Origin of the sequence: Paenarthrobacter nitroguajacolicus, assembly GCF_051027655.1 — a bacterium.
In the GTDB taxonomy this organism is placed as follows: Bacteria; Actinomycetota; Actinomycetes; order Actinomycetales; family Micrococcaceae; genus Arthrobacter; species Arthrobacter nitroguajacolicus.
Window position 1 is genome coordinate 1,073,225 of the sequence record NZ_CP073234.1, and the last position, 12,626, is coordinate 1,085,850.

Consider the following 12,626-nt stretch of genomic DNA (forward strand, 5'->3'; position numbering starts at 1 on the left):
GCCCCTTTTGCGTGCCATCCCCGGGCCCGCGCCACGCGCTGTGAAATGCTGTGAGTGACACGGACCGACCCCAATGACGAGGAGTGCCATGCCCAACCCTCCACAGATGAGGACCATCAAGCGCTGCGCCGTGGTGGGTGGCGGCATCATCGGTGTTGCGGTGGCGAGGGAACTTGCCAACAAACTAGACGACGCCCAGGTCACCGTCTACGAAAAGGAAGACCGGCTCGCCGCACACCAAACCGGGCACAACTCGGGAGTGGTCCACGCAGGCCTCTACTACGAACCCGGCGGGCTGAAAGCAAAGCTGTGCCGCAGGGGAGTGGAGCTGCTGCAGGAATTCTGCGCCATGAAGAACCTGCCCTACGAAGCATGCGGGAAGCTGGTCATCGCCCAAATACCCGGGGAATCGGATCGCTTGGACAACATCTTCGCCCGCGCCACAGCCAACGGCGTTCCCGGCGCACGGATGCTGCATGGCGAGCAGATACGCGAGGTGGAGCCGAACGCCGTCGGGCTTTCCGCTTTGCACTCGCCGGAAACGGCGATCGTTGACTACACGGCCATCACCAACGCGCTCGCCGAGGACGTCCGCAGCTCGGGCGGGACCATCCGCCTGGGGCAGGAAGTGATAGCGCTCGAGCAACAGGGCAGCGGCGTGGTGGTCACCACCAAGGACGGCGGCGAACATTATGACCTCGTCGTGGCCTGCGCAGGTCTCCAGTCGGACCGCTTGGCCGAGGCGGCCGGCGAGGCGGCAACGCCACGGATCGTACCGTTCTTCGGGCAGTATTTCGTCTTGGGCAAGGAAGCGCGGGATCAAGTACGCGGCCTTATTTACCCGGTACCCGATCCCAAACATCCGTTCCTGGGAGTGCACCTCACCAAACGCATCGACGGTGAAATGATGCTGGGCCCCAATGCGTTTATCTCCTTTGGCCGCGAGTCCTATACGTGGAGCAAAATTAATGTCCGCGACGTCCTGAATTACACGCTCTTTCCGGGATTCTGGAACTTTGCCCGGCAAAATGTGCCCTCAGCTGTTCGTGAATTCCAGACCGTAGTGAGCAAGAAAAAGTTTATCCGGGAGGCCATGCGCTTTGTACCCTCACTTGAGGGTGCCACCATTCTTCCCGGAACCCGCGGCGTCCGCGCGCAGGCCATGAACGGAGACGGTTCGTTGCTGGACGACTTTGTGATTGCACGACGACGGGACACAGTTTTGGTGCGCAACGCACCGTCCCCGGGGGCTACTTCGTCCATGGCCATAGCGGAGTACATCGTGGAGCAGGCTTTGCAGGACCGATAAACCGTGCTGCCGGACAGTTAACAAGCTCGTGACCAACTGGAAACTGCCCCCAAACCCCGGGTGGCTACCGTTGGCGCATGATCGGATCTCTGGCCTCGTTTGCCTCCACAGTCGGTACCACCATCGCGGCCTGGATCGAGGCAGCCTATGTCCTGGATTGCAGGGTCGAGGAGGACGCTGAGGGGCCTGGCTACATGAGTAATTTGGTGTGGCTCCCGGCCCTCAGCGGTGTCACAGTGGCGAGTGCGCAGGCCATCCAAGCGAACGCCGGGAGGGCGGGCACAGGGTCCTAGAAGCTGCATGGAAAGCTGCAGAATGTCGCGTTGGGCACATCATTCGTTTATCGCGTGTAACATGCCCTAAACTGCTTCACTGAGGTGCCGAGATAGGCACCATGCAGCAACGAAAGCGAACCCTCAATGGCTACTGATTACGATGCCCCGCGCAAGACAGAAGAAGAGTCTCCCGCTGAATCCCTTGAGGCCCTTCAGGCATCACGTGGGAACACTGCACAGACTGCGGTCATCGACGTCGAGGAAAACGATACCGCTGAAGGAATCGACCTTCCCGGCGCCGATCTTTCCGGCGAAGAGCTGACCGTCATCGTGGTCCCGGAGCAGTCTGACGAATTCACGTGTGGTTCCTGCTTCCTGGTCCGCCACAGGTCCCAGATTGCGCTGGAAAAGAACGGTCTTAAGTACTGCAAGGACTGTGAAGGCTAAGTAACGCCCGGGTCTCGTTATCTTGGGTTACGAACACGTGCCCGAAGAGCCCCCGAGCGCCCACTAAACACCCACAAAACTGCCTGTCAATGACCCTCTTGTGATCACACTGGCCACCGTTTAACGGTTGCGCGCCGAAGCGGCCACAACCCATCCAAAGCCCCCTGCGCACTCCTACTGTTGAAGTATCAACTTCGCCTGAAGGGGGCACAAAAAATGAGGAAATTTGGAGCGGGTTTGGCAGCGGTCCTGGCAGCTGCAGGGCTCGGTCTGGTGGCGCCGGGGCCAGCCTCGGCAGCAACATACTGCGGTATCTCGTGGGGTTCCATGGCCAAGGCCGATCTCGACTGGAGCTCCGCCCATGTCACTGGTGTTCGCACTGGTCAGCAGCCCTGCTACGACCGCCTGGTGATTGATATGACCGGCAAGGTGGCCGGTTTCGTGGTTCAGTACGTTCCGGTGGTGACCCAGGATGCCACTGGCTACCCCATCCCGGTGCTGGGGGATGCTGATCTTCAAGTGATGGTGACGGCGCCGTCGTACAACCAGTACAGCCAGCCGACCTACGAACCGGCAGCCAAGGCCGAACTGTCCAACGTTTCCGGGTACCAGACGTTCCGGCAGGTTGTTTTTGCGGGCAGTTTTGAGGGCACCACGAGCATTGGGCTGGGCGTCCGGGCCCGGCTTCCGTTCCGGGTCTTCACCTTGGACGGACCCGACGGCGGGTCTCGCCTGGTAGTGGACGTCGCCCACCGCTGGTAGGAAGCGCTGCCGCTACTCCCCAAAACACGGGAAAGCGGCGAGTTCGCGGGAAACTTCCCTGCGAACTCGCCGCTTTCCCACGAACTCGGTGGAAGGCGAACTCGGGCCGCGGTTATTCCGGAACTACCAGGGCCGGCGTATCCTTCCGGATGGTCTCGCCGCGGAAGAATCCGGGCCGAACGCGGGACATGATCAGCATGACCACGGCACCCAAGGCCAGGATCCCGATGCCCAGGACAAACACGAGCCCCACTCCGAAGACCTCCGAACCACTGCCAAATTCAGGAGCCCAGCTGTCCACGGCGGTCTGCAGGAACACCACGAACAGGCCTACGCCACCGATCAGCGGGCATACGAGCCGCAGGAAGAAGTTCCTGGCGCTGGAGAACACGCTGTTTCGGAAGTACCAGACGCAGGCGATGGCTGTGAGTCCGTAGTAGAAGCAGATCATCAGGCCCAAGGCCAGGATGGTGTCGTTCAGGACGTTCTCGCTGATCACGTGCATCACCGCGTAGAAGCCCGCGGACAGGACGCCGGCCGCAATGGTGGCGAAGCCCGGCGTCGAGAACTTCTTGCTCATGTGGCTGAAGCGCTCCGGCAGGGCGCCGTAGTGCGCCATCGCCAAAAGGCTGCGCGAAGGCGAGGTGAACGTGGACTGCAGGGATGCCGCAGAGCTGGAGAGTACTGCGAGGGACATGAGGATCGCGAACGGACCCATGACCGGTGACGCGAGTGCAGTGAAGACGTTGGCGTGGTTTTCCTCGTTGTTCAGGCCGATTCCGGTGTCTCCGACTCCTGCGAACATCAACGTCGCGATAGTGACCAGGAGGTAGATGCCCAGGACGATCACGGCCGTCAGGGTTCCGGCGAGACCGGCGGTTTTCTTGCCGTTGGCGGTTTCCTCGTTGACCGTGAGGCAGACGTCCCAGCCCCAATAGACAAAGATCGACAACGAGATGCCGGCCGCGATCTGGCCGAAGGTTTCGATCTTGGTGACGTCGAACCAGTCCCAGCTGAACGGAACAGCGGTTTCGGACGTGGACCAGTTGGCGAACGCCATGGCGACGAACATTCCGAGTACCAGCAACTGGAATCCCACCAGGCCGTACTGGACGATCTTGGTGGTGTGCAGTCCGCGGTAGCTCACCCAGACGGCAAGCGCCACGAAAACGAAGCACGTGGCAACGTTGAGCAACTTGTTTGAGGCCAGGTCGGCGAGCTCGGGTGAGCCCGTGGCCTGTGCCAGGAACAGGTAGAAGAAGTCCACAGCGACGCCGGCCAGGTTGGACAGGACAATGATGTTGGCTGCGAGCAAACCCCAACCACCCATCCAGCCCACCCACGGACCGAAGGCCTTGGTGACCCACGTGAAGGTGGTACCGCTGTCCGGGGAGTCTGCGTTGAGCTCCCGGTAAGCCAGCGACACAAGGATCATCGGGATGAACCCGATCAGGAAAATGACGGGCAACTGGAGCCCGACTTCATTGACGGTTGGACCCAGGGCACCGGTCAGCGTGTACGCCGGGGCGATGGTTGAAATGCCAAGAACGACGACGGCGAGGAGCCCCAACTGCCCCGTCTTCAGTCCCTTGCCGCTAATGTCGTGCGACTCTGCAGCTTCATTGCCGCTGCGGCGGATTGTCTGGCTCATGTGAGGCCCTTTCTAGATGGCCGAAGGCTGCTGCTGGGTAATGCAGTGGATACCGCCGCCCCGTGCGAAGAGTTCGCGCGCGTCGACACCGACCACGCGGCGTCCGGGGTAGGCGTCGGCGAGAATGCGGAGTGCTTTCTCGTCCATGGGGTCGTTGAAAGTGCAGGCGATAACACCGCCGTTGACCACGAGGTGGTTGATGTAGCTGTAGTCCACAAACCCCTCATCGTCGCGAAGGGTTTCCGGGGCGGGAACTTCAATGATGTTCCAGTCCCGGCCGGCTGCGTCATGGGTGGTGCGCAGGAAGTCGATGATCTCGCGGGAGACCTTGTAATCGGGGTGCTCGGGGTTCTGCTGGGAATGGACCAGAAGGGTACCCGGGGCCGGAATCGCGGCCACGATGTCCACATGGCCGCGGGTGCCGAACTTTTCGGAGTCACGGGTGAGGCCGCGAGGAAGCCACACCACATGGGTGGCGCCGATGGTGCGGGCAAGTTCCTGCTCGATGTCTGCCTTGGTCAGGCCGGGATTTCGACCCTGATCGAGCTGCACAGTCTCAGTGACCAGGACGGTGCCTTCGCCGTCAACTTGAATGCCACCGCCCTCGTTGACAATCCCCGATGGGAGGTGCCGGGCGTAGGCGCGGCCGCTGATGTCCTCGGCAATGAGCGAGTCCTTGTCCCACTCCGCCCAGTCCTGAGCTCCCCAGCCGTTGAAGATCCAGTCCACCGCGCCCAGTTGCTGGTTGGAATCCAGTACGAACGACGGTCCGATGTCCCGCATCCAAGCATCGTTGAGGTCTGCGGTTATCACCTCGACGCGAGGGTCCAGATAGCGTGCAGCCGTGTCGACGTCGTCGGGCGATACCACCATGGTTACGGGCTCGAATTCAATGATGGCGTTAGCCACCGCTGCCCAAGTGGAACGAGCCGCATGGGCCTCTTCTTCGCTGTCACCCAGGGTGTATCCGCCCGTGGGGAAGGCCATCCAGACGCGGTCCTGCGGAGCCGTTTCAGACGGCATGCGCCACGCGCTCACGCCGTAGCTGCCTGGGTTTGTTTTGCGGCGGGTTTGACGTTGGGATGGACCAACCCGGCCGGGCGGACATGCGTTGCCGGGCGGTTGGCGATGGAAGTTGGGGCTTCCAAGTGTCTGATTTCAATCATGGGGGGCTTTACTCCGTGAGACGACTGTCACTAAATGAATAGCGTTCATTTAGTATGACGGGAGTCACCCTTCAGCGCAAGACGCGAGTGGCGGCCGCTCTTTTGTGACCGCGTGCGTTCCCCGGCACGGGGGTGGGCTGGCTGGTCCCGCGTTCGTTCGCTGCACGACCCGCACAGCGGTGAGTCACACGGATAAGGATGGGTTCGGGGGTGCTGGATTCTGGTGTGCTGAATTCAGGGCTGGCTGGTTTTCCACATAGGAGTATTGCCGCCTTATGGTGCTTCTTGCTCGCTGGAAGAGTGGGCGTATGGAGCAAATGCGGGAGGGCGAAGCGATTCCGGACGTTGGAGGCTCTCCGGATGAGCCCCGGGTTTCCGATCTCCTCTCACTCCTGGGCATGGTCCGCTTGGGGACGGATAGCGCCGGGCTGATCGACCAAATCCGCGGGCTGGAAAACCTGAAATCGGCAATTGCGGCCGTGCAGGCCCGGGCGGCCGTGGCTTTTGATCTCGCCCAGCGCGCCGAGCAAGCCGAGGCCGGTGTTCCTGCGTCCGAGCGTGGCAACGGGTCGGGTGCCCAGGTCGCGTTGGCCCGGAGGGAGTCACCGAACCGCGGGTCCCGGCTGCTGGGTTTGGCTAAAGCCCTCGTGAGGGAGATGCCGCGGACTTTGGCTGCGTTGGAGTCGGGCCAGTTGAATGAGTGGCGGGCCACGCTGCTGGTGAAGGAGACCGCGTGCCTCTCTGCTGAGGACCGGTGCGCGGTGGATGAAGAGCTCGCCCCTGATACCGGGATCTTCGATGGTGCCGGGGATAATGTGATCGTTGCGGCGGCGAAAGCTGCGGCGTATCGGCGGGATCCCCGGTCGGTGGCTGGGCGTGCCAGCCGTGCCGCAGCCGAGCGTACTGTGAGCCTGCGCCCGGCGGAGGACGCGATGACCTACCTGACCGCCCTGCTGCCCGTGGCCCAAGGCGTGGCTGTTTACGCGGCTCTCTGTCGTGCTGCTGATTCGGGCCGTTTCGGCGGTGATGCCGGATCCGGTGGTGGGGCGGGGTCTAGCGGATTTGCCGGGTCTGGCGGCGTTGTCCGAACCCGTAACCAGGTCATGGCCGACACCCTGGTCGAACGCGTCACGGGCACATCTGGCGGGATTTCAGGAATCAACCTGGACCTTGTCATAACTGACCGCACCCTGTTCCAAGGCGACAGCGAACCGGCTCGGCTCAAGGGCTACGGAATCGTCCCCGGAGAGTGGGCGAGGAGCCTGCTCACTGGGGGCCAAACTGAGCTCGAACGCCAGGACCGTGTGGAGGAGACATCCTCGGAACGCAACGACTTCAAGATACTGCTTCGCCGACTCTACACAGCGCCGGCCACGGGAGAACTCCTGACCATGGACTCCAAGGCAAGGCTCTTCCCTGGCCGGATGCGGCGCTTCATCGAAACCCGCGACGACACCTGCCGAACCCCTTACTGCGACGCGCCCATCCGCCACATCGATCACATCGTCTCCTGGCGTTCAGGTGGAACCACCACCATGAATAACGGCGCCGGGCTCTGCGAAGCGTGCAACCATACCAAGGAAAACCCCGGCTGGAAGAGTAGGCCGCTTGCCGAAGATGTGCACACTCTGGAACTCCGCACGCCCACAGGGCACACCTATCGCTCCAAGGCGCCGAGCCTGCCAGGCTACTTCCGTGGCTCAGCGCCGTCGTCGGAGCTGCCCGAACCTGCTGCACGACCAAGCCCGTCGCCAGCTGCACGCTCAAGCCCGTCGGTAATTAACTGACGAGCGTCGGCAGAGTGAGGATCTCTGCTCCGTCGTTGGTGATGGCGATGGTGTGCTCACTGTGTGCGGTCCGGCATCCTGTGGCGCTGCGGAGCGTCCATCCGTCGGCGTCCGTGACGAGCTGGGCGGTGTCGGCCATGACCCATGGTTCCAGGGCGAGCAGCAAGCCGGGGCGCAGCTTGTAACCGCGGCCGGGGCGTCCCATGTTCGGCACATGAGGCTCCTGGTGCATGGTGGAGCCAATGCCGTGGCCTCCGAACTCGGTATTGACGGGGTAGCCAGCCTCGCTGAGGACCGAGCCGATGGCGTAGGACAGGTCCCCAATGCGGGCGCCGGGCCGGGCTGCCGCTATGCCTGCGCGCAATGCCCGTTCGGTCGCTTCGATCATCGCGACACTTTCCGCTGGCTTCGACTCGCCCACGATGAAGCTGATGGCCGAGTCTGCTGCGATTCCGTCCTTCAAAACGGCCAGGTCGAGGGTCAGGAGGTCGCCGTCGGCCAGTTTGTAATCCGTGGGCAATCCGTGGAGGACGGCGTCGTTGACGCCCGTGCAGATGTAGTGGCCGAATGGCCCGCGTCCAAAGGAAGGAGCGTAATCGACGTAGCAGGAGACGGCCCCGGCTTCCAGGATCATGCTCTTTGCCCACCGGTCTATGTCCAGGAGGTTTGTGCCTACAGTTGCGCGGCCCTTTAGCGTGTGCAAAATGTTGGCGACCAGGGCGCCGGCCTCCTTCGCGCGGCCTAGCTCTGTGCGGCTAAGTATCTCAATCATGCGGGGCCTCTCGTGTGAAAACCAATAACTATCCCGGCCATATTATCCCGGTATTACAATTGGAGCCATGGTCAGGTTGCCGCTTACACCCGCAGAGGCCGAGCGTGGACAGCGCCTCGGTGCTCTTCTGCGTCGCGCCCGGGGTGAGCGCTCCATGCTGGAGACGGCACTCGACGCCCGCGTCTCGCCCGAGACGCTCCGAAAGATAGAGTCGGGCCGGGTTGCGACGCCGGCTTTCCCTACCGTTGCTGCCATTGCCGATGTGCTCGGACTCTCCCTCGATGAGGTGTGGGCAGAAATTAACTTGCCCGAGCACGGTGTTGAGTCAGGCAGCTCGCGTCGGAGTGCGCGCGAATGGTTGGCTTCGTAGCCTCAGCGCTTGGGCCGTGCCCGCACGTGAAGGCGTTCACCCTGCTGCCCGAAGAGGGTTAGCAACTCCACTGGTTCTGCGGTGGCGCTGGCAAACCAGTGCGGTGTGCGCGTATCAAATTCCGCAACCTCACCGGGTTTCAGGACAAAGTCATTCTCGCCCAGCACCAACCGCAGCTTGCCGTTGAGGATGTACATCCAGTCGTACCCCTCATGGGATTGGGGCTGTGGAACCTCTTTTCCGGTTCCGCTCTTCAGCACCATTTTGAAGGCCTGGATGCCGCCGGGGCGGCGGGTCAGGGGAAGTGCGGTTCCCCACTCGTGAACGTGCGGTTTGAGGTGAATGCGGGGATCGCCCGTTTCCGGTGCGTCAATCAATTCTTCCAGCGGCACCTGATGCAACCTGGCAATGGGAAGGAGGAGTTCCAGTGTTGGCTTGCGCTGGCCTGATTCAAGCCTAGAGAGCGTACTGACAGAGATGCCCGTCCCTTCCGAGGCTTCCGCAAGGGTCACATTGCGTTGGGTCCGCATGGCGCGCAGCCGAGGGCCGACGGCGTCGAGCATTGTGCTGAAATCGGTAGTCATGCCTTTCATTTTGCCATATTGGCAAACTTCCTTGCTGATTCTGCGGGTGCTGACCAACCATGGAAGGAGCGGCATGCGGCCGTTGGATACGTGTGGAGGCATCGTGATCGTGGAAAAACTGAACAACCGAGTGGTGGAGGAGTACGACGTCGTGGTGGTGGGAGGTGGCGCAGCTGGGTTAAGTGCTGCTGTTACCTTGGGCAGGGCCTTGCGGTCCGTCCTGGTTATCGACGCCGGAGAGCCCCGGAATGCGCCCGCAGCCGGAGTGCACGGTTTCCTGTCCCGCGACGGGATCAATCCCAAAGAACTGCTGGAACTGGGACGAGCGGAGGCTCTCCAGTACGGGGCGACTATCATGGCCGGCGTCGCGGTTGGGGCACGTTCGACGGCTGACCCAACGAACGGTTCCGGGCTCACTTTCGAGGTGGACCTGGCAGATGGCCAAACCGTGCGGGCCCGGCGTCTGCTTGTCACCACAGGCCTGGTCGACGTCCTGCCCGACGTTGAGGGCATCCGCGAACGCTGGGGCCTTGACGTCCTGCACTGCCCGTATTGCCACGGCTGGGAGGTACGGAACAAAGCGATCGGAATCCTGGGTTCAGTGCCGATGGCGTTGCACCAGGCGTTACTGTTCCGCCAATGGAGCCCCAACATCACCTTGTTCCTCAATGACGTTGTGGAACCGACGGAAGAACAGTGGGAGCAATTGGCTGCCCGCTCCATCACGGTGGTGGACGGCAAAGTCCAGGCGCTGGAAGTAAATGACGACGCACTGACCGGTGTTGTCCTGGCAGCGGGAACTGTGATTCCTGTGGACGCTGTGGTTACCGGCCCACGATTGGAGGCGAGATCGGACGTGCTGGAAGCCCTCGGCGTCCCCGCCGTAGAGCACCCGATGGGCGTCGGGACCCATGTTGAAGTGAATCCCACGGGCGGGGCAACCTCGGTGCCCGGAGTATGGGCCGCCGGGAACGTCACGGATCTTACGGGTCAGGTGATGGCCTCGGCCGCCGCAGGTGTCATGGCAGGCGCTTCAATCAATGCCGATCTCATGATGGAGGAGACCAAGGTGGCTGTGGAGGAAGCTCGCCAAGCAGCTCTGGCCCATTAACCCAGCTGATCAGAACGCACAAAACCATCGACGTGAGGGCCCAGTCCGAGGACGATTAAGGGACAGCCACTGAGGAGGTTGGACAATGTGCTACGCGTACTATGACGACTTTGAGCGGCGCACGAAGAAGGACTCCGCGCGCAAGCCTGAAGCGCACACGACTGAGGCACCCAAGGACCAGGAACCCGCACAGAACCGTCCGCGGACGGAAGGAACGCTGTGGACTTTCCTGGCCCGCCGTCGCAGGGAATCCGAGGTTCCCGAACCGAGGATCGACCGCATCCGCGAGAAAGTCTAGGCACACCCCGGATCCGATCCTGGAAGCTGGACCCGCTCGCAGAAATAAGCAAAGGAAAGGCGCTGCACTCGCAGAGCCTTTCCTTTGTGGCTATCTGTAGGAGAACCAGCCTAGGACTTGGTGGCCAAGTATTCCCGGGCAGCTGTCACTAGCGCTTCCGTTCCCCGCGCCAGCGTCGGCTGGGTGACGGGCGCAAAGTACGGCGAATGATTCGACGGTATGTCCTCGGGAAGGCGTCCCGTGGTTGCCTACTCTTTGAACAAGGAAGGCTCGGCACCACCCAGGAACCAGAAGACCAGGGGAGCTCCGGCAGCTTTTGCCAAGGCTCCAACGTCTTCGCTTCCTGACACAGGGCCGGGGTCGATGATCTGTGTTTCGCCAAACTTTGCCCTGAAAGCTGCAGACACCCTCTCGGTCGCAGCTCGGTCGTTGACGGTCAGCGGGAAATGCTCTTCGAAATGAATCTCAGGGTCCTTGGGGGCACCTGAAGCTGTGGATTCACCCTTGGCTATACGTTCAATTGAGGCGAGGATTTTGTCCCTGATGGCATCACTGAATGTACGGACGCTGAGGCCCAAGGTTGCCGTCTCGGGAATGATGTTGTTCTTGGTCCCTGAGTGAATCTGCCCGACAGTCACCACTGCGGAGTCACTGGGGGCGAGCTCACGCGACACAATACCCTGCAACCGGACAGTGGTTGCAGCAGCCATCAGCACAGGGTCAATAGTGGTCTCCGGACGTGATCCGTGGCCTCCCCGCCCATGCAAGGTGATGTTGAGGGAGTCTGCGGATGCCATGGTGACGCCGGGACGGATACCGAACCACCCGGCGGGAAAAGGTGCCACATGTTGGCCCAGGACGACGTCCGGTTTGGGCACTGCGTCGTACAGCCCATCGGCAACCATGGTTTCGGCCCCACCGCCCCATTCTTCAGCCGGCTGGAAGAGCGCGATCAGGGTGCCCTGCCACTCATGACGCTGCGCCGCCAGGACATCCACAGCGCCGACGAGGCAGCTCACGTGTACATCGTGGCCGCAAGCATGCATAACGGGCATGTCCTTGCCCTCATGATCAACACCCACAGCGGTGCTTGCATAATCCAAACCCGTTGCTTCCTTGACCGGCAAGGCATCCATGTCGGCCCTGAGCATCACTACCGGTCCGGGTCCGTTGTCCAGAACGCCCACAACCCCGGTCTTTCCGATGTTGCGATGAACGGTAAAGCCAAGATCTTCGAGATAGCCCGCGGCGATTCCGGCTGTTCGGGTCTCCTGGAACGACAACTCCGGATGGGCGTGCAGGTCCTTATAAAGCTCTTCGAGGTCAATGGTCATGAGTCTGCCCTTTTTATTCGACGCCTATGTCTGGCCAGTGTATCCAGCCCGAATCTGCAAAGACCGGGAAGCCCCGGCACACTGGATGACATGAACGATTCTGAATCAGTCACCACGCAGCAATCCACGGTTGAGGAATGGACCAAAGCCTTGGCGGAATCCACCGGCTCGCCAGGCGGGGGTGCCGGAACCGGGGTCATGCTCTCCATCGCGGCCTCGTTGACGTCCATGGTGGCCGGATATACCGAGGCGGAGGAGGCCGAGCGCGAACAGCTGGCCGGCATCCACTCCCGGGCCCATGAACTCCGACGAACTGCCCTTCAGTTGGCCGACGACGACGCGTCCGCCTCGAACGCCTTCGGAGCCGCCTTCCGCCTCGACTCCGGTCCGGAGCGCGACGACGCAATACATCAAGCATCCGTCGATGCTGCCAAGGCATCAGCAGTTCTGGGGGAGCGGGCTATTAACGCAGTTGAAGACCTCGGCTGGCTCGCTTCAAACGGCAATTCAGCGCTTATCGCTGACGTCGTGGTGGGCTTCGGAGCCCTCCGCGCAGCCATAGCCGGAGCCAGAACCAACGTGAGTTTCGACCTCGCATCCTTGACCTCCGCAGGCGCCAAACTCGAGGAAGTCCGGGAACAGCACCCGGAGCTATGGAACACGGTCAGCCGGCTCAGTGATGCCCTCGACAGGATCGACGAACTGACCGCCGGCGTCGACAAAAAAGCGGCGCCGACCGAAGCTATGTAGCTTCAGCCGG

The 12,626-nt window shown here is 61.9% G+C and carries 14 protein-coding genes and 1 pseudogene; 9 read left to right on the plus strand and 6 right to left on the minus strand.

Annotated features, from left to right (window positions below; all coding sequences use genetic code 11):
• The first annotated feature begins 88 nt into the window (after positions 1 to 88).
• The 4 genes from lhgO (at position 89) to KCX59_RS05465 (ending at position 2,793) form a co-directional block, all read left to right on the plus strand.
• On the plus strand, positions 89 to 1,309 hold the full coding sequence (gene lhgO, locus KCX59_RS05450) for an L-2-hydroxyglutarate oxidase (protein ID WP_179019971.1): 1,221 nt from the start codon (positions 89 to 91) through the stop codon (positions 1,307 to 1,309).
• A gap of 77 nt (positions 1,310 to 1,386) precedes the next feature.
• Positions 1,387 to 1,602 carry a hypothetical protein gene (locus tag KCX59_RS05455; RefSeq protein WP_178996184.1) on the plus strand — a complete coding sequence of 72 codons (216 nt, stop codon included), beginning with the start codon at positions 1,387 to 1,389 and terminating at the stop codon, positions 1,600 to 1,602.
• Between the two features lie 126 nt (positions 1,603 to 1,728).
• Positions 1,729 to 2,031, plus strand: a complete 303-nt coding sequence (locus KCX59_RS05460) for a DUF4193 domain-containing protein (RefSeq protein WP_017199882.1) — start codon at positions 1,729 to 1,731, stop codon at positions 2,029 to 2,031.
• A gap of 216 nt (positions 2,032 to 2,247) precedes the next feature.
• Positions 2,248 to 2,793, plus strand: coding sequence for an AMIN-like domain-containing (lipo)protein (locus tag KCX59_RS05465; RefSeq protein WP_091465661.1), 546 nt, complete (start codon positions 2,248 to 2,250; stop codon positions 2,791 to 2,793).
• 112 nt (positions 2,794 to 2,905) lie between these two features.
• Here KCX59_RS05465 and KCX59_RS05470 read toward each other — a convergent pair whose 3' ends face one another.
• Genes KCX59_RS05470 through KCX59_RS05480 form a run of 3 tightly spaced genes read right to left on the minus strand, consistent with a single transcriptional unit; the run spans position 2,906 to position 5,610 of the window.
• Positions 2,906 to 4,444 carry an APC family permease gene (locus KCX59_RS05470; protein WP_178996186.1) on the minus strand — a complete coding sequence of 513 codons (1,539 nt, stop codon included), beginning with the start codon at positions 4,442 to 4,444 and terminating at the stop codon, positions 2,906 to 2,908.
• A gap of 12 nt (positions 4,445 to 4,456) precedes the next feature.
• The gene (locus tag KCX59_RS05475; protein ID WP_370629260.1) at positions 4,457 to 5,482 is read right to left on the minus strand and encodes an agmatine deiminase family protein; all 1,026 of its coding nucleotides are present in this window, start codon (positions 5,480 to 5,482) and stop codon (positions 4,457 to 4,459) included.
• Positions 5,479 to 5,610, minus strand: coding sequence for a hypothetical protein (locus tag KCX59_RS05480; protein ID WP_256871774.1), 132 nt, complete (start codon positions 5,608 to 5,610; stop codon positions 5,479 to 5,481). The genes KCX59_RS05475 and KCX59_RS05480 overlap by 4 nt, the downstream gene beginning before the upstream one ends.
• Positions 5,611 to 5,918: 308 nt before the next feature.
• Between KCX59_RS05480 and KCX59_RS05485 the strand changes: the two genes are divergently transcribed.
• Positions 5,919 to 7,397, plus strand: a complete 1,479-nt coding sequence (locus KCX59_RS05485) for an HNH endonuclease (protein WP_179019973.1) — start codon at positions 5,919 to 5,921, stop codon at positions 7,395 to 7,397.
• On the opposite strand, the gene map is transcribed toward KCX59_RS05485, so the two are convergent.
• On the minus strand, positions 7,390 to 8,169 hold the full coding sequence (gene map, locus KCX59_RS05490) for a type I methionyl aminopeptidase (protein ID WP_178996190.1): 780 nt from the start codon (positions 8,167 to 8,169) through the stop codon (positions 7,390 to 7,392). The genes KCX59_RS05485 and map overlap by 8 nt on opposite strands.
• A 67-nt stretch (positions 8,170 to 8,236) precedes the next feature.
• Here map and KCX59_RS05495 point away from each other — a divergent pair, with 67 nt between their 5' ends.
• On the plus strand, positions 8,237 to 8,539 hold the full coding sequence (locus tag KCX59_RS05495; RefSeq protein ID WP_091465668.1) for a helix-turn-helix domain-containing protein: 303 nt from the start codon (positions 8,237 to 8,239) through the stop codon (positions 8,537 to 8,539).
• 2 nt (positions 8,540 to 8,541) lie between these two features.
• On the opposite strand, the gene KCX59_RS05500 is transcribed toward KCX59_RS05495, so the two are convergent.
• Positions 8,542 to 9,123, minus strand: coding sequence for a helix-turn-helix domain-containing protein (locus KCX59_RS05500; protein WP_178996192.1), 582 nt, complete (start codon positions 9,121 to 9,123; stop codon positions 8,542 to 8,544).
• Between the two features lie 73 nt (positions 9,124 to 9,196).
• Between KCX59_RS05500 and KCX59_RS05505 the strand changes: the two genes are divergently transcribed.
• Both KCX59_RS05505 and KCX59_RS05510 read left to right on the plus strand, forming a co-directional pair.
• On the plus strand, positions 9,197 to 10,234 hold the full coding sequence (locus KCX59_RS05505; RefSeq protein WP_179019975.1) for an NAD(P)/FAD-dependent oxidoreductase: 1,038 nt from the start codon (positions 9,197 to 9,199) through the stop codon (positions 10,232 to 10,234).
• A gap of 85 nt (positions 10,235 to 10,319) precedes the next feature.
• Entirely contained in the window at positions 10,320 to 10,532 is a 213-nt protein-coding gene (locus tag KCX59_RS05510) for a hypothetical protein (RefSeq protein WP_091465671.1), read from the plus strand.
• Positions 10,533 to 10,642: 110 nt separating this feature from the next.
• Here the strand turns inward: KCX59_RS05510 and KCX59_RS05515 are convergent.
• Positions 10,643 to 11,866: pseudogene (locus KCX59_RS05515) on the minus strand (amidohydrolase).
• 90 nt (positions 11,867 to 11,956) lie between these two features.
• Between KCX59_RS05515 and KCX59_RS05520 the strand changes: the two are divergent.
• A complete protein-coding gene (locus KCX59_RS05520; protein ID WP_179019977.1) occupies positions 11,957 to 12,616 on the plus strand; it encodes a cyclodeaminase/cyclohydrolase family protein in 660 nt (219 codons plus the stop codon).
• Positions 12,617 to 12,626: the final 10 nt, after the last annotated feature.

Excerpts from the sequence above, each read along its gene's own strand:
- lhgO (WP_179019971.1), top strand. The coding sequence starts at position 89 with ATGCCCAACCCTCCACAGATGAGGACCATCAAGCGCTGCGCCGTGGTG.
- KCX59_RS05455 (WP_178996184.1), top strand. The coding sequence starts at position 1,387 with ATGATCGGATCTCTGGCCTCGTTTGCCTCCACAGTCGGTACCACCATC.
- KCX59_RS05460 (WP_017199882.1), top strand. The coding sequence starts at position 1,729 with ATGGCTACTGATTACGATGCCCCGCGCAAGACAGAAGAAGAGTCTCCC.
- KCX59_RS05465 (WP_091465661.1), top strand. The coding sequence starts at position 2,248 with ATGAGGAAATTTGGAGCGGGTTTGGCAGCGGTCCTGGCAGCTGCAGGG.
- KCX59_RS05470 (WP_178996186.1), bottom strand. The coding sequence starts at position 4,444 with ATGAGCCAGACAATCCGCCGCAGCGGCAATGAAGCTGCAGAGTCGCAC.
- KCX59_RS05480 (WP_256871774.1), bottom strand. The coding sequence starts at position 5,610 with ATGATTGAAATCAGACACTTGGAAGCCCCAACTTCCATCGCCAACCGC.
- KCX59_RS05485 (WP_179019973.1), top strand. The coding sequence starts at position 5,919 with ATGGAGCAAATGCGGGAGGGCGAAGCGATTCCGGACGTTGGAGGCTCT.
- map (WP_178996190.1), bottom strand. The coding sequence starts at position 8,169 with ATGATTGAGATACTTAGCCGCACAGAGCTAGGCCGCGCGAAGGAGGCC.
- KCX59_RS05495 (WP_091465668.1), top strand. The coding sequence starts at position 8,237 with ATGGTCAGGTTGCCGCTTACACCCGCAGAGGCCGAGCGTGGACAGCGC.
- KCX59_RS05500 (WP_178996192.1), bottom strand. The coding sequence starts at position 9,123 with ATGACTACCGATTTCAGCACAATGCTCGACGCCGTCGGCCCTCGGCTG.
- KCX59_RS05505 (WP_179019975.1), top strand. The coding sequence starts at position 9,197 with ATGCGGCCGTTGGATACGTGTGGAGGCATCGTGATCGTGGAAAAACTG.
- KCX59_RS05510 (WP_091465671.1), top strand. The coding sequence starts at position 10,320 with ATGTGCTACGCGTACTATGACGACTTTGAGCGGCGCACGAAGAAGGAC.
- KCX59_RS05520 (WP_179019977.1), top strand. The coding sequence starts at position 11,957 with ATGAACGATTCTGAATCAGTCACCACGCAGCAATCCACGGTTGAGGAA.